Source organism: Citrobacter sp. On2M (genome assembly GCF_018035235.1).
Taxonomy (GTDB): domain Bacteria; phylum Pseudomonadota; class Gammaproteobacteria; order Enterobacterales; family Enterobacteriaceae; genus Citrobacter; species Citrobacter meridianamericanus.
This window is the reverse complement of record NZ_WPCV01000006.1, coordinates 38493-62166: the sequence shown is the minus strand read 5'-3', so window position 1 is coordinate 62166 and position 23674 is coordinate 38493. Positions and strand designations below refer to the sequence as shown.

Below are 23674 nucleotides of genomic sequence, written 5' to 3'. Positions count from 1 at the left end.
TTATTCATACTTAGTGCGATAAAATTGCATTTTTATGCATAAATTCAGCTAAAGTCCCTGTTCTTAGAGGGTTGCGCTGAATGCCATGCAGATGATAATGATAATATACCCGTCATACTTCAAGTTGCAGGTGTGTTGGCTTTCCTCGCTCACCCCAGTCACTTACTGGCGTAAGCTCCTGGGAATTCGCTGCGTCGCCGCCTTCCTGCAACTCGAATTATTTAGGGTATAAGCGTTAAAAAACTCCATAAACGAACGCAACACAAATCATACCCTTTCAGTATGTACTATTCCCATTCTTTATAGGTGGAATAGCGCTCCATCGAGGAAGTCCGTTGTTATGAAAAATTTGAAAGTCAGCCTGGCATGGCAGATTCTAATCGCTATGGTGCTGGGCATTCTGCTAGGGAGTTACCTGCATTACCATAGTGACAGCCGCGAATGGCTGGTGGTGAACCTGCTGTCACCGGCGGGCGATATCTTTATCCATCTGATTAAAATGATTGTCGTGCCGATTGTTATCTCCACGCTGGTGGTTGGAATTGCCGGGGTGGGTGATGCAAAACAACTGGGCCGTATTGGCGCCAAAACCATTCTCTATTTCGAAGTGATCACCACCGTAGCGATTATTCTTGGTATTACGCTGGCGAATGTGTTCCAGCCGGGTTCCGGGATTGATATGTCGCAACTGGCGACCGTGGATATTTCGAAATATCAAAATACGACCGCAGAAGTGCAGAGCCACGCGCATGGCTTGATGGGCACGATTGTGTCGCTGGTGCCGACTAACATCGTTGCGTCGATGGCGAAAGGCGATATGTTGCCGATTATCTTCTTCTCGGTGCTGTTTGGTTTAGGCTTGTCTTCCCTACCAGCAACTCACCGCGAGCCGCTGGTGACCGTGTTCCGCTCGATTTCCGAAACCATGTTTAAAGTGACCCACATGGTGATGCGCTATGCGCCAGTCGGTGTTTTTGCGCTGATTGCTGTGACCGTCGCGAACTTTGGTTTTGCCTCACTGTGGCCGCTGGCGAAGCTGGTGCTGTTAGTGCATTTCGCCATTCTGTTCTTCGCACTGGTGGTGTTGGGGATTGTGGCGCGTATTTGTGGTTTGAGCATCTGGATCCTGATCCGCATTCTGAAAGATGAGCTGATTCTGGCCTACTCTACCGCCAGTTCCGAGAGCGTACTGCCGCGTATTATCGAGAAGATGGAAGCCTACGGCGCACCAGCTTCAATCACCAGCTTTGTTGTACCAACTGGTTACTCATTTAACCTTGATGGTTCAACGCTGTACCAGAGTATTGCCGCTATTTTCATTGCGCAGCTGTACGGTATCGACCTGTCGCTGTGGCAGGAAATCGTATTAGTACTGACGCTAATGGTCACGTCGAAAGGGATTGCGGGCGTGCCGGGCGTCTCTTTTGTGGTACTGCTGGCAACGCTGGGCAGCGTCGGGATCCCACTGGAAGGTCTGGCGTTTATCGCCGGTGTTGACCGTATCCTCGACATGGCGCGTACCGCGCTGAACGTAGTTGGGAATGCGCTGGCGGTGCTGGTTATCGCCAAGTGGGAGCACAAATTTGACCGCAAAAAGGCGCTGGCCTACGAGCGCGAGATGCTGGGTAAATTTGATAAGACCGCGCAGTAATTGGTGATGGTCGCCTGACAGCGACGCTCACGCGTCTTATCCGGCCTACACATCCTTTGTAGGCCGGATAAGCGTAGCGCCATCCGGCAACCAGCATCAACCATTGGTCAGCTTTTCAAACTCTTCACAGCCGGTATCAAATCCTTCCATACAGCTCAGATTCAGCCAGTGCAGCGCTTTCTGTTTATTCTTCACGATAAAACCCTGCTCGCCGTTTAAGAACATCATTCCGGCCCAGTACTCTGAATAACCGGTGCGGGAGATGGCGGAGCTGCGTTTGAAATACCACGTCGCTTTTTCATCGTCTGCGGGGATCCCCACGCCATTGGCGTAAATCAGCCCGAGCAGCATTTGCGCGTCGACGGCGGAGTCATTTTCCAGATCTTCAGAGGCGTTTTGCAGCAAAGTGATGGCTTTGGGGTAATCGGTGCGGCCTGCCTGGGTGTTGACCAGAATCCGCGCCAGGGTGAGTTCACCTGCTTTACTGCCCGCTTTGGCTGCCTTTTCCGCCAGCGTTTTGGCCTGGGGGTAATCCAGACTGACCGGATTCGTAATTTTGATTTGCGCCAGTAGCGCGCAGGCGTCGGCATCGCCATTGTCTGCGGCTTTTTGCGCCCAATACTCGGCTTTGCTCAAATCGCCCGAACTGAACCAGGTATCGGCAAGAAAATACTGTGCGCGACGGTCCCCTGCCTCAGCGGCCTGTAAGTACTGGCTTCCTGGCTCAGTATCACTGGCATGGGCAAAGAATGTCATAAAGAACATCAATGCAATGAGTTGTTTCATTTTGAGTTTTATTTAGGGTACGGAATGAACAGTATAAAGAGATCGTATGGATAAAAAAACAGCCTCCGGGCGGAGGCTGTTGTAGAACAGGTACGTAAACGGACTAACCCATCGCGCTTTCGCGCAGGCTGGCTTTCAGCTTGGTGTACTCATCAATCACATACTGTTCGGCGGCGCGCTGATCGGTAATGCGTTCAACGTTAACGGCACAGTACTTGTACTCCGGCGTTTTGGTAATCGGGCTTAAATTCTCGGTTACCAGCTCATTACATGCCCCAATCCACCATTGGTAGGTCATGTAAATCGCGCCTTTGTTCGGACGATCGCTGACCGCCGCACGGGTAATGACCCGACCTTTACGCGAGTTAACCCACACCAAATCTTCGTCCTGAATGCCCAGGCGTTCTGCGTCGGCAGTATTGATCTGGGCATAACCCGGCTCATCCGCCAGCGCGGCCAGCGCCGCACAGTTACCGGTCATCGAACGACAAGAGTAGTGGCCGACTTCACGTACCGTAGACAGTACCATTGGGTACTCTGGGGTGAGTTTGTCGATTGGCGCTACCCAGTCGCAGGTGAAGAACTGCGCCAGGCCGTTCGGGGTGTCGAACTTCTCTTTAAAGAGGTAAGACGTCCCCTGGTCGGCATCAGAGGTGTCGCGACAAGGCCACTGGATATAACCCAGTTCACCCATTTTCTCATACGTTGCACCGTAGAAATCCGGGCACAGATGACGCAACTCATCCCAGATTTCCTGGGTGTTGTTGTAGTGCATCGGGTAGCCCATACGGGTGGCGATTTCACTGATAATCTGCCAGTCCGTTTTCAGATCCCACTTAGGCTCAACGGCTTTAAAGAAGCGCTGGAAGCCACGGTCAGCCGCTGAGAAGACGCCTTCATGCTCGCCCCATGACGTAGATGGTAAAATAACGTCTGCGGCAGCGGCGGTTTTGGTCATGAAGATATCCTGCACGATGACCAGTTCCAGATCCTCAAAGCCTTTGCGTACTGCGGAGAGTTCAGCATCGGTCTGTAATGGATCTTCACCCATGATGTACGCTGCACGGACTTCGCCATGCGCCGCACGGTGCGGCAGTTCGCTGATGCGATAACCAGTGTGTGCAGGCAGACTTTCCACGCCCCAGGCTTTAGCGAACTTCTCGCGGTTTTCCGGGAACTTAACGTACTGATAGCCCGGATAGGTATCCGGTAGCGCGCCCATATCGCATGCGCCCTGAACGTTGTTCTGGCCACGAACTGGGTTAACGCCCACGCTTGGCTTACCGAGGTTGCCGGTCAGCATGGCGAGGCTAGTCAGTGAACGTACGGTTTCCACGCCCTGATAGAACTGGGTGACACCCATGCCCCACAGGATGGCCGCGCTTTTCGCCGTGGCATACATACGTGCAGCCTGACGAATATCCTGCGCGCTAACGCCAGTGATATCTTCGACGGACTCCGGCGTGTAGCCTTCGACAATTTTGCTGTACTCTTCGAAGCCTTCTGTACGGGAAGCGACAAACGCCTGGTCGTACAGTTTTTCTTCGATGATGACATGACCCATAGCGTTGAGCAGCGCGATGTTCGAGCCGTTTTTCAACGCGATGTGCATGTCGGCAATACGCGCGGTTTCAATTTTGCGCGGATCGCAGACGATGATTTTCGCCCCGTTACGTTTAGCGTTAATCACGTGATTCGCCACGATCGGGTGGGAATCCGCCGGGTTATACCCGAAGATGAACACTAAATCTGTGTTATCAATTTCATTGATAGCATTACTCATTGCGCCGTTACCGACCGATTGGTGCAGACCTGCAACCGATGGGCCGTGTCAGACGCGAGCGCAGCAGTCGACGTTATTGGTACCAATAACGGCGCGCGCGAATTTTTGCATTACATAGTTGGTTTCGTTACCTGTACCGCGAGATGAACCGGTCGTCTGAATAGCGTCCGGGCCATACTTCGCTTTGATGGCGCTCAGACGAGTGGCGACGTAATCAAGGGCTTCATCCCAGGAAACAGATTCCAGTTTGCCGCCACGCTGGCGACGGATCATTGGGGTTTTCAGGCGAGGGGTCAGGATCTGGGTATCATTGATAAAATCCCAGCCATAGTAGCCCTTCAGACACAGGGTACCCTGGTTGGTTTTCCCCTGCGCCGCTTCAGCCCGGACGATTTTGCCGTTATCGACCACCAGGTTGATTTTGCAACCTGATGCGCAATATGGGCAAACCGTGACGACTTTTTTCATCGGTCTCGCTCCAGTTAATCAAATCGCGCATACGCGCTGTCGCCCTTAGTATGCATCTTCTATGCCACTTTTTTATTGTGGGCATTCCCTGATATTACGGGTGATTTTTGGTCAAAACCCTGACGAAAAACAGGCTGTCGTCATATTTGACGTGTCGAATCTCCAATACGTGACGCCCCGGCAGTGTGACCGAGGTTATGTTTCCTACACATCCTTGTGCCTTATCGCTGTCACTCTGGGCAGAATCAATCACACTCATTTAAGTTGGCCAGAAATGGGGAAAGATAATGAAGCCAGCCATACTGGTTGTGGATGATGACGTTGCGGTCTGTTCGCTTTTGCAGGATGTGCTGAGCGAACACGTCTTTGCGGTGACTGCTTGTCATACCGGGCAGGAGGCGCTGCGCTGCATTGAGACTCAGCCGGAGATCGCGCTGGTATTGCTGGATATGATGTTGCCCGACATCAACGGCCTGATGGTGCTGCAGCAGGTGCAAAAAATGAGACCCGGGCTGCCGGTGGTGATGCTGACCGGGCTTGGTAGTGAATCGGATGTGGTGGTCGGGCTGGAAATGGGCGCTGACGATTACATTGGTAAACCGTTCAATGCCCGGGTGCTGGTGGCGCGGGTGAAGGCGGTGCTCAGACGCGTGGGCGTGCTAACGGCTGAAAGCGGCACTCCACAAACCTCGGGTCTTTCTTTTAACGGCTGGCATCTTGATACCGCGGGCTGCCAGCTTCGTAATCCTCAGCAATTGAAGGTGGACCTGACGCAGGGTGAATACAGTCTGCTGTTGGCGCTGGCGCAAAATGCCCGTCGGGTGCTTAGTCGTGAGCAATTGCTGGAACTGACGCGTAGCGACAGTGTTGAAGTGTTTGACCGTACTATTGACGTGTTAATCATGCGGCTGCGGCGAAAAATAGAGAACAACCCGCATCAGCCGATGCTGATCAAAACCCTGCGCGGGCTGGGCTATGTATTCGCCGCCGACGTGCAGCATCACGACAAGGCGGCGTAAACGCCTTATCCGGCATCAGTCATTGCGGCCTTTAACTCTGTCAGCGTTTTTGCGCCGTCTATCGCATTGGCACACAACAAACTGGCTCGCGCGCAGGCGTGCGCTAGCCGGATGCTCTCTTCCAGTGACCAACGTTCATGACAGCCATACAAAAATCCGGCGCAAAACGCATCTCCCGCCCCCACGCTGCCGACAATCTCCTCCTGCGCCAGATACTGTGACGGGATCCAGACGCCTGCCCGATCCGGCGCTTCACCCCAGGCACCTTCCGGACAGTGGATCACCACCCGCTGGCGTACGCCCGCATTCAGCAGTTCGCGCGCGGCGGTAGCGATATGTGGGATATGCAGCTCGCCGTTGGGCTGGCGGATCTCCAGCCCGCTGAACTCTCCGGCTTCCAGCTCGTTAATCACCAGATAATCGAGATGGCGCAGGGCGGGCATCACCAGCGGCTGGTAGCGCGGGTCGCCCTTGCGTGAGACCAAATCCAGCGATGTTTCGAAACCGTTATCGCGCATTTGCGCCAGCAGCCGAGCGCTACGTGTGCCGTACTCTTCATCTGGCATGTCCAGGCTGTCGAGCAGCAGCAGATAGCCAAGATGGAAGATTTTCATCGAGGTATCCAGTTGCTCAAAAGCGGGCAGATCCAGCAGGCGATTCGCGCCGGGAGAATGAAAAAAGGTGCGCTGACCGCTCGGATCGGTCATCACCTGCGACATTGACGTGGGCGCGAATGTCGTGCGCTGCACGTGTTGGTGATTAACGTGATACTGCTCCAGCATCGCCATAATGTAGTCGCCGTCGCTGTCCTGCCCGATTAACCCCACCGCCTGCAGCGGCAGTCCGGCGTGCATTTTTGCCAGCGTCAGTAGTACGTTCAGCGGCGCACCACCGGTGGCGCGTTCGCTACGGGTGATCTCCGCCAGCCAGCCGCGTTCCGGCCACTGCACAATTTGATGCACATGATCGACCAGCATGTTGCCTGCGGCGATAACGCCTTTGCGTTCCATCAGACCCGTCCTGCGCTGCCAAAAATGCGCATCTGTTCTGAAACGGTATCGGTAATGGCTTCCTCAATGCCGAGCAGCAGTTCGGCGAATTCGTCGTACAAGGGCTGACGATTCGCCATCCGCGTCTCCACTGCCGACAGCGCCGCTTGTGACATGCCGGTATAGAAGTTGATTTTGTGAATGCCGAGTTCAATCGCGCGCTTGAAATCGTCGTCGCTGATGCCGGAACCGCCGTGTAGCACCAACGGGATCGCCGCCTGCTGGCGGATAGTGTCCAGACGCGGGAAGTCGAGTTTGGGTTCGCCTTTATATTTGCCGTGCGCATTACCAATGGCGACAGCCAGCGCGTCAATTCCGGTTCTGTCGACGAAATCACGTGCCAGCATCGGATCGGTAAACAGTGATTCGTCGGCATGACCGTACAGCGCACCGCCTTCATCACCACCGACTGCGCCCAACTCAGCTTCCACCGACACGCCGACGGCGTGGCACATCTTCACCACTTCGCGGGTCTGACGGATATTTTCTTCGTACTCCAGCGTGGAGCCATCGAACATCACTGAGCTGAAACCTAAGCGTAACGCTCGCACCACCGACTCAAAGTGCAGGCCGTGGTCAAGATTCAGCACTACAGGAATGTCATGTCTGGCGGCTTCGAACTTGACCGCTTCGACCAGAGAATCCAGCGAGATATATTTAAAATGCACCTCGGCAATGTTGATAATAAATGGCGAACGTTCCTGCTTTGCCGCGGCAAACAACGCGCGCAGGAAATGTGAATCCAGAACGTTAAACGCCCCTAAGGCATAGCGGTGTTCGCGAGCATGGGCAAGGCCATCAGCGAGTGAGATCAACGGCATAATGTGCTCCTTGGTTAGCGGAACAGGCGATATTCGTTACACAGCACCAGCAGCGCCGGTTCGTCTTCTTCAATGTCGTTGTAGCGGGAAATCGGTTGCAGAAAATGGTTGTCGTGGTCGTCGTCATTAACAGAAGAGACCTCGCCAACCAGCACGTCACCAAAACCTTCTTCCGCCCAGAAGCTGTGATACAGGCCTGGCGGCAGGCAGATGCTTTCACCCGGCGTCAGGCGCAGTTGACTGCCTGCGGCATGCGTTTGTCGACAACCGTCAATCACCACGCTAACGTCGCTGTCTTCCGTTTGCTCGCGGATCCCTGCATTCCACAGTTCTACAATGAGATTACCGCCGCCGCGATTGATAATGTCTTCACGTTTGCGCCAGTGAAAATGCATCGGCGTGACCTGCGCATCGCGAACGTGCATGATTTTCTCGGCGTAGCATTTCTCGTAAGGCATACCTTTCGGCGAGCCGTTACGCAGGGTGAACAGCGTTAACCCTTGTGCGGCGAAATTGTTGCCGCCGAATGCGGTGACATCCCAACCGAGCTTGAGGTCGAAAACTTCGCTCCAGGCACTGGCGTCGAGCTGGCGCCATTGGGTGGGCGGGAAACTGGCGAAAGGAGGCAGGTGCACGTCGTGCAGAGAAAAAAACTGGCGCGTGTGCCCAAGGATTTCGTTTATTGCGGAGCGTTTCATTGATTCTCCTGTGGCTGATAAGATGACCTTTATGCGGCCCTCTCTCAAAGGAAGAGGGAGAAAATCAAAAGCTTTCCCATGGAAATGGGATACCATCCGGTTACCTCTCCCTCACAGCAGAACAGGGAATGGTTATATTTTATTGTGTTTTTTTATGGGGTAGTGTGATTCATTCAATAAAATGATAAATAAAAAGAATGTTTTTATAAATGTTATTGTAAATCATTGAGTTAATGTGTTCGCTTTTTTATTCGCATCTCAGTTTTCTGGAACTATTGGGATATGCGCGTTGGCATGTTATCTCGGGATGAAAACGAATGATACATAATATAAATAATCTTATTAAAACTGGCTGCTATTGAATATAAAACCTCGTGATTTAATTTGATATATATATCATAATTATATTGTTGTTATTAATAATAACAGTTTTTTTATTTTAAGATAAAAATAGCCTTCTTATTAGTATTGTTGGTATGCTGAATGAACTTTATTCTTTATGTATTACTGCCTTTCTGCAAGGGATGCGATAATGAAAAAAGGTTCTGGTTTCTATAATCTTGAAGGTATAGTTTCAGATGATAGTATAAATAAATACTTATTAACCCTCAGGGGGACTGTCAGTTTAGGTGTGCTTGATGTTGAATCAATCGATGGAAATGAAAATCTAAGTAAACCATACAGTTATAAAATCACATTTACCTCTAAGCTTAAAGATATCCCTCCAGAATCTCTTCTTAATATTGAAGCCTCGTTACAAATAAGAGCCCCTAATAATAGATGGAGTAAATATATCCAGGGTTCTGCTATGTGGATCAATGAGCGGCAAATAGAAGGGATGATCACATCATGTTCACTTATTAGTACCTCAGCGGATGAATCACTTTACGAAATCAGGCTGGAGCATAAGCTCGCATTACTCTCGCGACGAAAGCGTTCGGCCATTTATTTGAATACAAGCGTTCCTAAACTGGTCACGAAGATCCTCAAAGAGCATCTTTTTGCCGATTATGAGTTCGACTTTGATGAGCTTATCTGTACCTATCCTGACCGGGAAATGATCGTCCAGTGGCAGGAATCAGATTTAGCGTTTATCAGCCGCATCCTGTCGGAAGTTGGGATCTGGTTCAGAATTGAAAATCATCATGCCGTTCCGCACATTATGGTGCTTATCTTCAGTGACTCACAAAGCCGGTACATCTTCGATCAAAAGATTATGCATGCATCACATGCGGGTCTGACAGCCAATGATTACGCGATCGATAAGCTGGTCTCAAAGCACAACGTTGTTTCCGCAGCCGTTAAAGCAAAGAACTTTGACTACCGGCTTGCCAATTCGTTAATACTCAATGCTGATGCCGAGGGAGCTGAACAAACGTCGACGACGTATGGAGTGGATTATCGTTACGCGGATATTCATCACCAGCCGGGATCGAAATTTGCGGAGGAACAACCGGGCGAATCAAGCTGGTTCTACGCCAAACTGCATCACGAAATTATTCTTAATAATCAGTCCGTTTTAAGCGGCGTGACCACCAGTCCGTCGATCGTGCCAGGTATGGTGCTTAAAATCGACGGTACCATTCCGCAGGCGTTCACTTCGGGCTTTGTGGTAACGGCAATGCGAGTGACGGGCAGGCGTGATGCAGCCCTGCAATCCCAACTTTTCGGTATTCCTTACAATGAGCGCGTTTGCTTTCGACCCCAGCCGCTACCCAGACCGCGTATCGCGGGTACGGTTCCGGCAATTGTTTCATCCCGAATAGACAATGACCAATATGCCCACATCGATCTGCAGGGGCGCTATTGGGTGAAGTTTGATTTTGACCTCGACCAACATAGGCAGGGCTATGAAAGTATGCCAGTTCGTCTGGCGCGAGTTTATGCCGGCGATACTTATGGTCATCACTTTCCACTCATTCAGGGTGCGGAGGTCGCCATTGCGTTTGAAGGTGGCGATCCGGAAAGACCTTTCATTGCCCATGCCCTGCATCATGCGCCAAAGCCTGACCCCGTTACCAGCCGCAATAATACCCGCAATGTCATCCGCACTGCGGGTCTCAATAAGCTGCGGATGGAAGACCGGCGCGGGCAGGAACACGTCAAGCTGAGTACCGAGTACGCTAAAACGCAGCTGAACATGGGCCATCTTGTTGATGCAGGTGGTAAGCCGCGCGGTGAAGGCGCAGAACTGCGCACCGATGATCGGGCAGTTTTGAGGGCTGCAAAGGGAATATTGCTGACGACAGAGGCGCAGCCAAAAGCCCACGGTCAGCAGCTCGACATGAACGAAGTTGTTCAACAGCTACAGGCAGCCCTTGTGCTGGCAACTTCTCTTCAGCAAAGCGCCCTGACGGCGCAAGCGTTAAACGTTGAGATGGAGCAACAGCAGCAGCTTAACGCTTCGCTTGAACAGCTTACCCGCTCGGGGCTGGTGGCCTATGCCGATCACGGTATGGCTCTGCTCACACCGGAAACCATGGCGCTGTCGGCAAACAAAGATCTGTCGCTGAACGCGGCCAACAACGGCAGTTTTAACGTTTTTAAGAAACTCTCCATGGCAGTCGGGCAGGGCTTATCGCTTTTCAGCAGAGCTATCGGGATCAAAATTATCGCCGCAAAAGATGATATTTCCGTCCAGGCGCAGCGCGGCGAAATGGGCCTGCTTTCCGATAAGCATTTTCAGACTGACTAAGGCCTCCGGTGAAATCATTGAAGGTGTTACCGACGATGAGGGCATGACGCCGTTACTGGATATGACGGAAATGGATGAAATGAAAATGGAGATTTTGCCAAATGAGTAATAGTCCCTTTAATCCGCGAGTCGTGGCGACAGGTGTACAAGGCGTGCCTAAATCCACCGGTGGAAAAATGGCCGTCTGCGAAGTGGCGGTTAAAAACCCTATGCCCTGCATTGTGATCCTTGTTCATGGCGTCAACGATGTGGGCGAGGCATATCAAAATCAGGAGCAGGGGCTCATTGCCGGCCTGAATGAACGTATGGGCCGCACGGATATGTATCCGCATGAATGGCATCAGTACAAAATGGATATGGGCGATGGCGAGCAGCAGCAGGTGAAAATGCCCGGGCGCAGCCCGGTGATCCCATTTTACTGGGGATATAAACCTGTTGACCATGCAACGTATATTGACGATCAGCGGCGTTATCGCGATGAGCGGGCTAAATCAGGAGACGCCGCAAAACTGCCTTACAACGCCTATCAGGAAGATGACAACGCAACGCTGGTAAAGTTAGGACACATTCCTCAAACCACGTTGAAATTTCAGAATGATAATTTCGGCAACGTGCTGGACGATGTGTACGCCAAAGGCGGGGGGACCTTTGCCAATGCGACAACCACTATTCCGGATATGCTAGGCCCTGGCTCCGGCGGCAAAGCGAACGCTGCGGCAGGATTTGTTTCATTTCATCTGAATTCCGGGGATTTTACGCACCCAATTTATGATAACCCGCACCGAATTTATCAGTTTTTTGCCGCGCAGCGGCTGGCCGATTTAATTCTGATGATTCGAAGAGAACCGGCAATAAAACGAGACCCAATTAATATTGTTGCACATTCACAGGGTACTATTATCACTATGTTGGCCAATATGCTGGTCATGCAGGCTAATGAGAAACCCGCTGACTGCGTGATACTTAACCATTCTCCCTACGCCCTGGAAAAAACGGCTGCTGAAGGGATGACGCCAGGACATCACCAGACGGATCGTGCCCGCCAGCAGACGTTTAAAAATTTCTGTCATTTGATGGCGACAAACGCCAGATATGGCAAGGGGGAATATCACACGCAGGCCGAGATTGATGAATTAGAAGGCGCAATTTGTCTGAGTAAAACCAATTCTCAATGGCGCAAGAATAAACTTTATACCCGTAATAACTTTGGCAAGGTATATAACTATTTTTGCCCTAATGACAGTGTGGTTTCATTACTTAACGTCCAGGGGTTGGGCTGGCGGGGAGTCCCTCATGACATTGCCAGCGGCATAGACAATCTGCGCCAGCGAGTTTTCTGCGAAAATGGTCCGGAAATAGGCGGCAGCCCACTGAGCGTGCCTTTTGAAATGCCGGCGTTAAAAAAGGATTGTTTTGATCAGGATACGCTGGCGACCAGACAATATACGTTTGCGGATGTGGTTGTGAATGGTGAGCAGCTCCCCGTCACCTTCAGACACCAGTTACAGGGCGCGGGAAGTCAGTATAAATATTCGATAGCGCCGGGTTCACCCGATCAGGACATCTCATTTTCGGCAAAAGCCACGGTTATTGCGCGCACTGAGACAGATTTCAAAAATCTCAGTGGTGCAGGTTTCGATTATTTACAGCCGGGGCAGGAATTAACGCCCGCAGAACTCACGATGTTCGCCAAAAAATATGCTAAGCCTTATACCAAAGGCGTTGTCCTGGGCGGGGGATACAATAAGACCGTGCAGCTTATTTATGAGAAAACGCCGGATGAGCTGCAAAGAGAATGGCTGCAATCAGAACAGGTTGGTTACAGCCAGCATTCCTCTATTGTTATGTCGAAAGATGCCCCCGCGAAAGCGATGGCCTTCGATCTGGCGGTGGGGATATGCAGGGCATTTGATCACGAAAATGGTGAGTTCTGGGTAAAACTACTTCGCCGTGGGGACTGGCGTATGAAGCTTAATGGTTTTCAGGAAGCAGTTGATTATTATAGTACTGGAAAGTTGAACAAAGACCATTCGAAAGATTTCATGAACAGGCCAAATGATATTTTACCAAAAGGGCAATTTGGTGTGGTTAACGAATATTATCATTCAACAACGGTTAAACCTGCCAGACATAATGAAATATACAATACCGAGACTTCCAATCTGCAATGGGATATGCCAGACCCACTTAACGTTTAAGGATGAATTATGAAAAAGGGAAGTGCGTTAAAAATAATAATCGGAGCATTCTCGCTATGCGCTATCGCTGCCTGTACAAAAAAAACGCCGTCACAGATAATTTATCGCTACGATGATAACCGGTATCTGGAGCTAAAGGGTTTCGATTGCGAAGGGGCGCTTTGGTATCATGATACCAAGAGGAATATACATAAGGAATTAGTAAATGGCGTGTATTCAACGTATCAGATCTTTTCCGGTGTATATATTCACCCATCAGATAAGTATATTCTGATACCGCGATGGGAACCTGGGGCATATAAAATATCTAAAGACTACGGGCAAACGTGGCAGGTAGCATCTTATATGTCTCCCTTCCAGGGGCAGGAGATAAATTCAGATGGGAATATGGTCGACAGACCGGAAGGAAAAGAAATCAAAAGAGTGGTGGTGGTCAATAATCAGGCATTTATTACCACCTCGAAAAATCATTTGTATATGAGTTCATACCCTTTTGACGACCCGCGTTTAAAGCCGGGTGGTCCGGGTATAGATTATCAATACTTTGATGACACGTATTATCTCTACAGGCCAGGCAAGCATAAGTCCAGTGGCGAGTATGTGGACGGTCATACCAGTCCTGAGTTTCCAGGTGCTGCCTGGGGAACGGTGGTGTTTATGAAAGCATCCCTGGCCCATTTAACGGAGGGTTATAAGGCCAACTATCAAAACCTGCCAGACAAAGAACCAGAAGTGGTGGGCTATAAGGGCTGGACCCGGATGTACTGCGATATGGATGCAGGGAAATAATCTGCAATGGGATATGCCCAAACCGCTTAACATTTAAGGATAAATTATGAAACAAGGAAATACGGTAAGAATAATTGTTGGAGTGATTTCACTATGTATTATCTCTGCCTGTACAAAAAAAACACCGTCACAGGTCATTTATCGTTATGATGATAATCGATATCTGGAATTAAAAGGCTATAATTGTGAGGGGGCACTCTGGTATCATGATATTACAAAAAATATCCATAAAGAGTTGATTGATGGTCGCTTTGCTTCCTTCAGAATTTTCTCCGGAACCTATATTCACCCTTCCGATAAATATATACTTATCCCAAACTGGGAGCCAACGGCTTATCTGATATCTAAAGACTACGGGCAAACATGGCATGTAGCAAAGTATATGTCTCCCTTCCAGGGACAGGAGATAAATTCAGATGGGAATATGGTCGACAGACCGGAAGGAAAAGAAATCAAAAGAGTAGTGGTGGTCAATAATCAGGCATTTATTACCACCTCGAAAAATCATTTGTATATGAGTTCATACCCTTTTGACGACCCGCGTTTAAAGCCGGGTGGTCCGGGTATAGATTATCAATACTTCGATGATACGTATTATCTCTACAGGCCTGGCAAACATAAATCCAGTGGTGAGTATGTGAGCGCCCATATGAGGCCTGAATCTCCTGGGCGCGCCTGGGGAACGGTGGTGTTTATGAAAGCATCCTTAGCCCATTTAACGGAGGGCTATAAGGCCAACTATCAAAACCTGCCGGACAAAGAACCAGAAGTGGTGGGCTATAAGGGCTGGACCCGAATGTACTGCGATATGGATGCAGGGAAATAATATGAAAGGTGTAATCAGACTAAATGACCCGCTGGAAAACGGTGGGTATGTGAACAAAGCTTCTGGTAGCAAGTTTATGGGAATTCCGGTGGCTTTAATGGGGGATACTGTTTTTTGTATTGCGCATAAAGGGACCTTTCCCATACTTGATTTTGAACCAACCTGGACAATGGACGGTAGAGGCGTTGTTGTGGATGGGTGTAGGGCTGCATGCGGTTGTGCAATAAAAACCACACTGCCAACGGCGGGGACAAGCAAATGAATAAATGGAAGATACCAAACAAGAATCCGTATCAGGATGTAGGAAAATTTCCGCTGATTACTATGCTGGCCATTAGCTTTGCTATTTTTTTGGTTTTTATAACATACCGTATATTAAACTGGCAGCAGGGAGAAAAAGTAACTGATGAATTGATATCGATTACATTATCAACCCCGTTGATACTAGTATTAGTGATCTGGTGCGTTGTAGGGATGGTTTACTGTTATATAGCTTATCCATTTTGTTATGCGGGTTTCCTTGAAAAATATGGTATGAACCGATGGCAAAATTGGGCCAGACAGGCGTTACCTCTTTTAGATTACTCATCAATTCTTCCTGTATCAGAGCTGGCACTAAAGATGCAAAAACTAGAGGATGAGGCACCTACAGGCGCCGCAACGCCGTTAAGAATTGCTATTGAAGTTGATTCTATGGATGATGTCAGAGTTGATAAAGTACTAAGGCAGTTGATCGAGCCACTCAAAAACTCTCTTGTTAGACAATATTCACCCTTTAAGACCTGGCTATATGTTAAGGGAGCAGATGACTCTATAGGTAATAGCTTTAAAGCGGTGCTTGAAAGCTTGAGCGTACCCAAAGATAAAATTGGGGAAATAAAAATCCTCCATGAATGCCCTGATTATTATTTAATCAACGACTGGATTGGTTTTAATATGTTTGAAAATAATCTAATTGTTACAGTTGAATTGCACAGCGAAAATGATTCTGATTTTTTTGAAAGTGCAAACGCATTTGTTTTCACCGATGACAGATTACTTGAAAGTAAAGATACACCATTATATTTATTACGCATGATGGACAGCACGCCGTATTATCTCGATGAAATAGTGAATATATATCTCTCTGCTCAGCAAGTGGTAATTGATAAAATTAAAAGATTATGGTTTAGCTCGCTGGATAAACAGTCAAAATTCGTAATGTCTGGCGCAATAGAAAATGCAAAAACGGGCATTCTTCCTTATAGCAGATATGAGTTGGAAACCGTCACCGGGAAAAGCTCTGAGGTTCAGCGCTGGGTCGTATTAGCGTTGGCTGCGGATGCTGCAAAATACGGACAAGGACACCAATTATTCGCCAGTAAATCTGCAGACATTATTCAGTCCGGGATAATCACGGCTAAATATCCAGGGCGTAAACCTGCTCCTGACATAGCAGACTTCTCGAATTATTGGAAAATCATATCCGCATGCTCAATTATTTTATGGTGTACTGGGTATCTCTGTTTAGTGTCAGAGGAAACCTTCAACATTCATCCCTGGTATTCTATTGTTCCTTTTGTGGTTGGTATATTGGTTATTTTTATAGCGGTATTGTTTTTTTCTATATTCGTGAGTAATAAAATTGAGCAGGAAATGGGTATTTACTATTCTTAGTTTTTATGAGGAAAGCGCCCTGACGGGCGCTTATTCTTCAATTTCTTTTACTGTCTTTACCGTAGGGAGAGGTATCAGGCGGCCCAGCACTTATTTCACCGTCCAACCCTTATAACTGCCGACGTTGTTTTTATCGATCATCGTCACTGGGATCAGCACGGGTTCTTTCGGGGCGGGTTTTCCCTGTAATATGTCATAACCGATTTCGACCGCTTTGGCAGCCATCACCTGCGGATCTTGTGCTGGCGTCGCCACAAATAGTGAGTTTTCGCGCTTCAGGGCTTCTTCGCCGTCCGGGCTGCCGTCTACGCCGACAATAAAGAATTCGCTACGTTGCGCCTGCTTTGCCGCCAGATCGGCACCGATCGCCGTGGGATCGTTAATGGCGAATACGCCGTCGATCTTCGGATTCGCCGCCAGCAACGCGGTCATGATCTCCAGCCCGCCTTCGCGACTGCCTTTGGCGTTTTGGTTATATGACAGCACCTTGATGTCAGGGTGGCGTTTAAACTCGGTCTGGCAGCCTTCCACACGGTTCTGGACGGCAGATACCGGTGGCCCGTTGATAATGACCACGTTGCCTTTGCCTTTCAGACGGTCGGTAATATATTTACAGGCCATTTCTCCCGCCTGGGTGTTATCGGAGGTGATGGTGGCGTCTGCGCCTTCCGCCGCCACGTCAACGGCGACCACCACAATCCCGGCGTCTTTCGCGCGTTTTACCGCCGGGCCGATGCCTTTGGAGTCGGCGGCGTTCAGGATAATCATGTCGACTTTGGCGGCAATAAAGTTGTCGATTTGCGACACCTGCTGGCCCAGATCGTAGCCGCTGGAAACCAGCGTCACTTTAACGTTATCACCGGCCAGTTTGCGTGCTTCCAGCTCCGCGCCTTTGGTTATCTGCACGAAGAACGGGTTGGCCAGATCGCCCACCGTAACACCGATGGATTTCAGTTCTTTTGCCTGTACAAACGGAGCGCTAGCAAGCAGTGCGCCAGCACAGAGCGCGGTGACTAAGGGCTTCAATCTCATGCTGTATTCCTCGAAGTAAGATGTTGTTGTTATGCACTTTGATGGTGTCGGGTACGGTATTTGTCGATCAGCACCGCTATGATGATCACCGCCCCTTTGATCACCAATTGCCAGAAATAGGAGACGCCCATCAGCGTCATGCCGTTATTCAGCGTGGCGATAATCAGCGCCCCCACCAGCGTGCCAGTGATGGTGCCGATCCCGCCAACAAAGCTGGTGCCGCCGAGGATCACCGCGGCGATGGCGTCCAGTTCGTAGCCCATGCCTAAGTTGCCGTTGGCGCTGTACAGCCGCGAGGCGCTCATCACCCCGCCAAGACCCGAGAGCAAACCGCTCATGCCGTAGACGAACATCAGCACCAGCCACACTTTAATCCCGGTTAGGCGCGCGGCCTGCATATTGCCGCCAACCGCATAGATATGAACGCCGAGTGTGGTGCGCCTAAGAATGAACCAGCACACCACCACCACCGCCAGCGCAATCACTACCAGCCATGGAACCGGACCAAGATAGTTGTTGCCGATCCACTCAAAGCTGATGTTGGAGTTAATCACCGTCGTGCCGTCGGCCAGCAGGTAGGCCGCACCGCGCAGCGCGGTATAGGTTCCAAGCGTGACGATAAACGGCGGCAGGCCAGCAAAAGCGACCAGCGCCCCGTTAAACAACCCCAGCAGCATGCCGAGCAGCAGCGCAGCAGGGACTGACAGCATGGCAAATTCCGGGATCAGCGAAACTACCATCGCCGCGACTGCGGTAGTGCCGAGAATGGAGCCAACCGAAAGATCAATGCCACCGGTTAAAATAATGAAGGTCATGCCAGCGGCCAGCACGATGTTGATCGACGCCTGGCGGGTAATATTCAGCAGGTTGCTTTCGGTAAAAAAGTTTGGCGCGATAAAGCCAAATACCGCCACAATCAGGATAAGAATCGGCAAGATACCGACCGTTTGCATCAGATCGCTCATCAGCATTTTTTTCGCGGAGGCGGATTTCGCCACCTGCTGGGGAGTGGTTGGATTATTCATGGGACACCGCCTGATGATGGGAGTCGTTCACGCCGGTTGCCAGCGTCATAATATTTTCCTGGGTAATACTTTGTCCGTTCAGCTCGCCGGCAATGCTGCCTTCACGCATCACATACACGCGATCGCTCATCCCGACCACTTCCGGCAGTTCGCTGGAGATCATCAGGATCGCCACGCCTTTGCGCGCCATATCATTCATGATCCGGTAGATCTCGCTTTTGGCACCGACGTCCACACCGCGCGTCGGTTCATCGAGGATCAAAATGCGTGGGCCGATCGCGACCCAGCGCGAAATCAACAGCTTTTGCTGGTTGCCGCCGGATAGCCCGCCCGCACGGACCTGCGCATGCGGGACGCGAATATTGAGCAATTTGATGGCGTCATCAGAAATTGCCTGCGCCTTTTTGCGATCGAGCATGCCCCAGGTGGCGTCGCGCTCCAGCGTCGCCATGGTGATGTTCTCTGCCGCTGCCAGCTCCAGAAAGAGTCCCTGTTCTTTGCGGTTTTCCGTCAGAAAACCGATGCCGTGGTCAATCGCCTCGCGCGGGGAGTGGATCACTACCGGTTCACCGTCCACTTCAATCATGCCGCCGATGGCTTTACGCACGCCAAAAATCAACTGTGCCAGTTCAGAACGCCCGGCGCCGACTAAACCCGCAAGGCCGACAATCTCCCCGGAGCGTACCAGTAAGCTGCACGGCTGGACTTTATTGCCGTCGGTCAGGTGGTGGACGTTGAGGCGCGCTTTACCTAAAGGAATATCGCGCTCTTTGTTGAACAGATCGCTTAACGGACGGCCTACCATCATGCGCACCAGTTCCGAGGCGTTGAGTTTGTCGCGGGTCAGGCTGCCGACGTATTGCCCGTCGCGCAGGACGCTGACGCGATCGGAGAGCTCGTACACTTCCGCCATGCGGTGGCTGATGTAGATAATCGCCATCCCCTCATCGCGCAGGCGCATAATCAGTTCAAACAGGCGGTGGGTTTCACGTGAGGAGAGGGCGGCGGTGGGTTCATCCATCACCAGAATGCGGCTGTTACGGTGCAGGGCGCGAGCGATTTCTACCTGCTGCTGTTCGGCGATGGTCAACGTCATCACGCGATCGCTGGCCTTAAACTGGGCGCCGAGTCGGTCGATGACTTTCTGCGACTGTATCACCATCTCTTTACGCTGGACCAGACCGCCGCGCGACAGTTCGCTACCAAGAAAGATATTTTCCGCCACCGTCAGGTTTGGCGCGAGCTGCATCTCCTGGTAAATCAGCGTGATGCCTGCGCTAAGCGCATCTTTTGGCCCACGAATGTGGAACGGCTGACCGTCAATCAGGATCTCCCCGCTGGTGGCAGTATAGGCACCCGCGAGGATCTTCATCAGGGTGCTTTTCCCTGCGCCGTTCTCACCCATCAGGGCATGAATCTCACCGGGCCAAACCGTTAAATCGACCCCTTTTAGCGCATAAAATTTGCCAAACGCTTTGGCAATGTTGCGCATCTCCAGAACCGGTGTCCTGCTCATGGCGGATCTCCTGTGGGGTGGCCGATATCAGCAGTCCATCACAGGAATGTAAATGCAAAATGTCAGAAGCCGTTCATATTTGTCATATTGCGATTTTTCTTCACGGAGCGTGATATGCCGCAACCGGGACGTCACTTTTTCGCCAGTGCGCGTGGACGATTGCTGTTCTTTAATCTGCTGGTGGTGGCGGTCACGCTGATGGTGAGCGGCGTGGCGGTGCTGGGGTTTCAGCATGCCAGCCAGATCCAGGAACAGGTGCAGCAGCAAACCGTTGACGACATGACCGGCAGCATGAACCTGGCCCGCGATACGGCAAACGTGGCGACGGCGGCAGTGCGACTGTCGCAAGTGGTCGGCGCGCTGGAATACAAAGGTGAAGCGGAGCGGCTGCAGGAGATGCAGCGGGCGCTGAAGCAGTCGCTGGAACAATTGGCCACCGCGCCGCTGGCTCAGCAAGAGCCGGTGCTGGTCGAGCGAATTATCCAACGCAGCCAGGAGTTACAAAGCAGCGTGGAAGGTATGTTGCAGCGCGGACAGCAGCGGCACTTTGAACGTAACGCGCTGCTCAGTTCGCTGTATCAGAATCAAAGTTATTTACGTCACCTGCAAAAGCTTATCGGCACGCAGGATGACGTACAGCTGGGACAAATAGACCGCTTAATTGTGGCTGCCATTGAAACCCCCACGCCGCGTTCGGTGATCAAACAACTGGACGAAGTGATGCCCACGCTGCCTCTGCAAACCAGCAATCTTCTGATTACCAACATCCTCAGCGATTTCAACCTGGAGCTGCATAAGCTGGGGCCGCTTTCGTCCGCGCTGGAGCAGAGCGATCTGGCGATCAGCTGGTATATGTTCCACATCAAAGCGCTGGTGGCGATTCTCAACAGCGATATCAACCAGTATGTCTCGCAGGTGGCGACTATCTCCGAACAGCGGGTGGCGCAAAGTCATCAGGAACTGCAATCCGGCGCGTTATTTATTTTGTCATTTGCGCTGCTGGCGGTGGTGATCACCGGTTTTGCCGGGTGGTATATCTACCGCAATCTCGGTTCTAACCTGACGGCTATTTCGCGGGCGATGACCCGGCTGGCGCATGGGGAATCAGACGTCAGCGTCCCGGCCCTGCAACGGCGCGATGAGCTGGGTGAACTGGCGCGCGCCTTTAGCGTCTTTGCCCGCAATACGGCGTCGCTCGAACACACTACCCGGCTGCTGAAAGAAAAAACCACGCAGATGGAAATCGACCGCACCGAGCGTCAGGGGCTGGAGGAAGCGCTATTGCACAGCCAGAAACTGAAGGCAGTGGGGCAACTGACGGGCGGATTAGCCCATGATTTTAATAACCTGTTGGCGGTCATTATTGGCAGCCTGGATTTGGTGGACCCGGATTCTCCCGACGCGCCACGGGTCAATCGGGCGCTGAAAGCCGCCGAGCGCGGGGCGCTGCTGACCCAGCGGCTGCTGGCCTTTTCGCGCAAACAGTCGTTGCATCCGCATGCCGTTGAGCTGAAAACCTTGCTGGAAAATCTCGGCGAACTGATGCGCCATTCGCTCCCCTCCATGCTGACGCTGGAAATTGAGGCCCAGTCTCCGGCCTGGCCCGCCTGGATTGACGTTAGCCAACTGGAAAATGCCATTATCAACCTGGTGATGAACGCCCGTGATGCCATGGACGGGCAGGTGGGTACGATAAAAATCCGTACCTGGAATCAACGGGTCACGCGCAGCGACGGACGTAAGCAGGATATGGTGATGCTGGAGGTTGCCGATCAGGGAAGCGGGATGTCACAGGAGGTGAAAGCTCAGGTCTTCGAGCCGTTTTTCACCACCAAACAGACCGGCAGCGGCAGCGGATTAGGCCTGTCGATGGTCTACGGTTTTGTGCGCCAGTCTGGTGGTCGGGTGGAAATCGAGAGCGCGCCGGGGCAGGGAACCACGGTCCGGTTACAGCTTCCCCGCGCCGTTGTGCCGGTACAGATTCAGGCAGAGCCGATAGCGGAACATGCGGCGAACTGCGGTGAAAAGCTGGTACTGGTGCTCGAAGATGAGGCCGACGTGCGCCAGACGCTGTGTGAGCAGTTGCATCTGCTGGGGTATCTAACGCTGGAAGCCGCCAACGGCGAGCAGGCGCTGCATATGCTGGCGGCTTCATCCGAGATTGATATTTTTATCAGCGACGTAATGCTGCCTGGAGGGTTAAGCGGTGTGGATGTAGTCAACTATGCGCTGAAGCACTACCCTCAGCTAACAATTCTGCTGATTAGCGGTCAGGATTTACGCCCGGCGCATAACCCGGCGCTACCTGACGTGGCGCTACTGCGTAAACCTTTTACCCGAGGAGAGCTGGCGCAGGCGCTGCGACTCGCACGTAATTGAGATTCCTCCGCTACCCGCGCGAATACGCTTTGATTACCGTGGGGTGAGTTTCTTGATGAGGCGGGTTTTATGCAACGCTCCCTGACATTCTTTCTTTTCAGTCTGCTAATGATTACCACCGTTTCGGCGCAGGCCGATATTATCGATGATGCCATCGGCAATATTCAGCAGGCGATAAACGACGCATACAAACCCGATAACGGGCGGGATTACGACGACGCCCGCGACAATGCTTGGGAACGCCAGATGAGTGACGATCGGCGCAGGCAGTATGATGACCGGCGACGTCAGTTTGAAGACCGGCGTCGCCAACTGGATGACCGTCAGCGCCAGCTTGATCAAGAACGGCGTCAGTTAGAAGACGAAGAACGCAGAATGGAAGAAGATTACGATCGTTAACTGTAACTATCTAAATGTAAGAATATTTTATCCCCTGTAAGGGATATAGCTGTCAGCTCAACATCTCGCCATTTTATGTTAATACATGCACTTGAGTACAGTGCATGTATGCATTGCAATCTCTCTACTCCAGCATAATTTCCATTCCGTCATAACCGGCCTCAAACCCTGTGGGGAGCGGGTTATCCATCATCCACAGGTCGAACTGATGGCTGATATGCGTCAGGATCACCCGTGGACAGCGGATAACGTCGTTCAACGCGATAACGGTATTTAAATCACAGTGATTGCGCGGTGGCTCGCTACGCGGAGCGTGACTGCAATCGATGATAATCACCTGTGGCTGATTGTTATGAAGAAACCTCAGCGTTTTGTCGGGCAGTCCGGCGGTATCAGTGAGCCATGCCACGCGGCTGTGTGCGGTCTCCAGCAGATAGCCAAACGTCAGCTTTGAATGATTGAGCGGCAGCGGCGTTACCTGTAATCCTTGCAGGTCGAACACCTCAAACGGCGCAACGGTATGGCCAAAATCGAGGAGGCCGGAATGCTTAAACAGATCGTCGCAACCCTGCTCATCCGGCGGGCCGTATACCGGGATGGTCGCCCCTACGCCCCAGCGCAGCGGAAACAGCCCCTGCACGTGGTCCATATGATAATGGGTGAGCAGAAACTGCTGGAAGCTGCCCGCTGACCAGTCGTCCATCAGATGCGGGATCCCTGCATCCAGCAGCGTCACCGCATTGTTGAATTTGACCACCCCGCTACAAGGGCGTCGACGATATTGCGCCTGTAAGCGTGCTCGTTGGCAGGCCGCGCAGTCACAGCCAAATGCCGGCACCAGCTGAGCGCCGCCCGTTCCCGTCAGCGTAATGGTCAGACTCATG

General features: G+C 51.5%; 19 protein-coding genes. 10 read left to right on the top strand and 9 right to left on the bottom strand.

Annotated elements, in window-relative coordinates:
• Nucleotides 1-340: 340 nt before the first annotated feature.
• Nucleotides 341-1651 (top strand): glutamate/aspartate:proton symporter GltP, encoded by a 1311-nt coding sequence (gene gltP / locus On2M_RS22180; RefSeq protein WP_187253972.1) that lies wholly within the window; start codon nucleotides 341-343, stop codon nucleotides 1649-1651.
• A gap of 96 nt (nucleotides 1652-1747) precedes the next feature.
• On the opposite strand, the gene yjcO is transcribed toward gltP, so the two are convergent.
• Together yjcO and fdhF are read right to left on the bottom strand one after the other, a co-directional pair.
• Nucleotides 1748-2437, bottom strand: a complete 690-nt coding sequence (gene yjcO, locus On2M_RS22175; RefSeq protein ID WP_151218048.1) for a Sel1 family TPR-like repeat protein YjcO — start codon at nucleotides 2435-2437, stop codon at nucleotides 1748-1750.
• A 103-nt stretch (nucleotides 2438-2540) separates the two neighbouring features.
• The gene (gene fdhF / locus On2M_RS22170; RefSeq protein ID WP_151218047.1) at nucleotides 2541-4688 is read right to left on the bottom strand and encodes a formate dehydrogenase subunit alpha; all 2148 of its coding nucleotides are present in this window, start codon (nucleotides 4686-4688) and stop codon (nucleotides 2541-2543) included.
• 287 nt (nucleotides 4689-4975) lie between these two features.
• Between fdhF and On2M_RS22165 the strand changes: the two genes are divergently transcribed.
• Nucleotides 4976-5707 carry a response regulator transcription factor gene (locus On2M_RS22165; RefSeq protein ID WP_210905466.1) on the top strand — a complete coding sequence of 244 codons (732 nt, stop codon included), beginning with the start codon at nucleotides 4976-4978 and terminating at the stop codon, nucleotides 5705-5707.
• Between the two features lie 5 nt (nucleotides 5708-5712).
• On the opposite strand, the gene On2M_RS22160 is transcribed toward On2M_RS22165, so the two are convergent.
• The 3 genes from On2M_RS22160 to On2M_RS22150 are packed head-to-tail and all read right to left on the bottom strand — an operon-like array spanning nucleotide 5713 to nucleotide 8275.
• Entirely contained in the window at nucleotides 5713-6720 is a 1008-nt protein-coding gene (locus On2M_RS22160) for a carbohydrate kinase family protein (RefSeq protein WP_187253999.1), read from the bottom strand.
• Nucleotides 6717-7577, bottom strand: coding sequence for a ketose 1,6-bisphosphate aldolase (locus On2M_RS22155; protein ID WP_151218044.1), 861 nt, complete (start codon nucleotides 7575-7577; stop codon nucleotides 6717-6719). The genes On2M_RS22160 and On2M_RS22155 overlap by 4 nt, the downstream gene beginning before the upstream one ends.
• A gap of 14 nt (nucleotides 7578-7591) precedes the next feature.
• On the bottom strand, nucleotides 7592-8275 hold the full coding sequence (locus On2M_RS22150) for a D-lyxose/D-mannose family sugar isomerase (protein WP_187260071.1): 684 nt from the start codon (nucleotides 8273-8275) through the stop codon (nucleotides 7592-7594).
• A gap of 532 nt (nucleotides 8276-8807) precedes the next feature.
• On the opposite strand from On2M_RS22150, the gene vgrG reads away from it, so the two are divergent.
• The 6 genes from vgrG to On2M_RS22120 all read left to right on the top strand — a co-directional run bounded on the left by vgrG (nucleotide 8808) and on the right by On2M_RS22120 (nucleotide 16439).
• Entirely contained in the window at nucleotides 8808-10970 is a 2163-nt protein-coding gene (vgrG, locus tag On2M_RS22145) for a type VI secretion system tip protein VgrG (protein ID WP_247605066.1), read from the top strand.
• Between the two features lie 101 nt (nucleotides 10971-11071).
• Nucleotides 11072-13168 carry a DUF3274 domain-containing protein gene (locus On2M_RS22140; RefSeq protein ID WP_210905465.1) on the top strand — a complete coding sequence of 699 codons (2097 nt, stop codon included), beginning with the start codon at nucleotides 11072-11074 and terminating at the stop codon, nucleotides 13166-13168.
• A 9-nt stretch (nucleotides 13169-13177) separates the two neighbouring features.
• Nucleotides 13178-13957: a hypothetical protein gene (locus tag On2M_RS22135; protein WP_210905464.1), complete on the top strand. Its 780-nt coding sequence runs from the start codon at nucleotides 13178-13180 to the stop codon at nucleotides 13955-13957.
• A gap of 46 nt (nucleotides 13958-14003) precedes the next feature.
• Entirely contained in the window at nucleotides 14004-14783 is a 780-nt protein-coding gene (locus tag On2M_RS22130) for a hypothetical protein (protein WP_210905463.1), read from the top strand.
• Between the two features lies 1 nt (nucleotide 14784).
• A complete protein-coding gene (locus On2M_RS22125; protein WP_040234038.1) occupies nucleotides 14785-15045 on the top strand; it encodes a PAAR domain-containing protein in 261 nt (86 codons plus the stop codon).
• Complete coding sequence (locus tag On2M_RS22120; RefSeq protein ID WP_210905462.1) at nucleotides 15042-16439, top strand: hypothetical protein; 1398 nt, start codon at nucleotides 15042-15044, stop codon at nucleotides 16437-16439. The genes On2M_RS22125 and On2M_RS22120 overlap by 4 nt, the downstream gene beginning before the upstream one ends.
• 90 nt (nucleotides 16440-16529) lie before the next feature.
• Here On2M_RS22120 and On2M_RS22115 read toward each other — a convergent pair whose 3' ends face one another.
• Genes On2M_RS22115 through On2M_RS22105 form a run of 3 tightly spaced genes read right to left on the bottom strand, consistent with a single transcriptional unit; the run spans nucleotide 16530 to nucleotide 20012 of the window.
• Nucleotides 16530-17471: an ABC transporter substrate-binding protein gene (locus On2M_RS22115; RefSeq protein ID WP_048213896.1), complete on the bottom strand. Its 942-nt coding sequence runs from the start codon at nucleotides 17469-17471 to the stop codon at nucleotides 16530-16532.
• 29 nt (nucleotides 17472-17500) lie between these two features.
• Complete coding sequence (locus tag On2M_RS22110) at nucleotides 17501-18496, bottom strand: ribose ABC transporter permease (RefSeq protein WP_187253967.1); 996 nt, start codon at nucleotides 18494-18496, stop codon at nucleotides 17501-17503.
• Entirely contained in the window at nucleotides 18489-20012 is a 1524-nt protein-coding gene (locus On2M_RS22105; RefSeq protein ID WP_151218040.1) for a sugar ABC transporter ATP-binding protein, read from the bottom strand. The genes On2M_RS22110 and On2M_RS22105 overlap by 8 nt, the downstream gene beginning before the upstream one ends.
• Before the next feature lie 114 nt (nucleotides 20013-20126).
• Here On2M_RS22105 and On2M_RS22100 point away from each other — a divergent pair, with 114 nt between their 5' ends.
• Together On2M_RS22100 and yjdP are read left to right on the top strand one after the other, a co-directional pair.
• On the top strand, nucleotides 20127-22391 hold the full coding sequence (locus tag On2M_RS22100) for a hybrid sensor histidine kinase/response regulator (protein WP_151218039.1): 2265 nt from the start codon (nucleotides 20127-20129) through the stop codon (nucleotides 22389-22391).
• Between the two features lie 69 nt (nucleotides 22392-22460).
• Nucleotides 22461-22790 (top strand): DDRRRQL repeat protein YjdP, encoded by a 330-nt coding sequence (yjdP, locus tag On2M_RS22095; protein WP_187253966.1) that lies wholly within the window; start codon nucleotides 22461-22463, stop codon nucleotides 22788-22790.
• 124 nt (nucleotides 22791-22914) lie between these two features.
• On the opposite strand, the gene phnP is transcribed toward yjdP, so the two are convergent.
• Nucleotides 22915-23673: a phosphonate metabolism protein PhnP gene (gene phnP / locus On2M_RS22090; RefSeq protein WP_151218037.1), complete on the bottom strand. Its 759-nt coding sequence runs from the start codon at nucleotides 23671-23673 to the stop codon at nucleotides 22915-22917.
• Between the last annotated feature and the right edge of the window lies 1 nt (nucleotide 23674).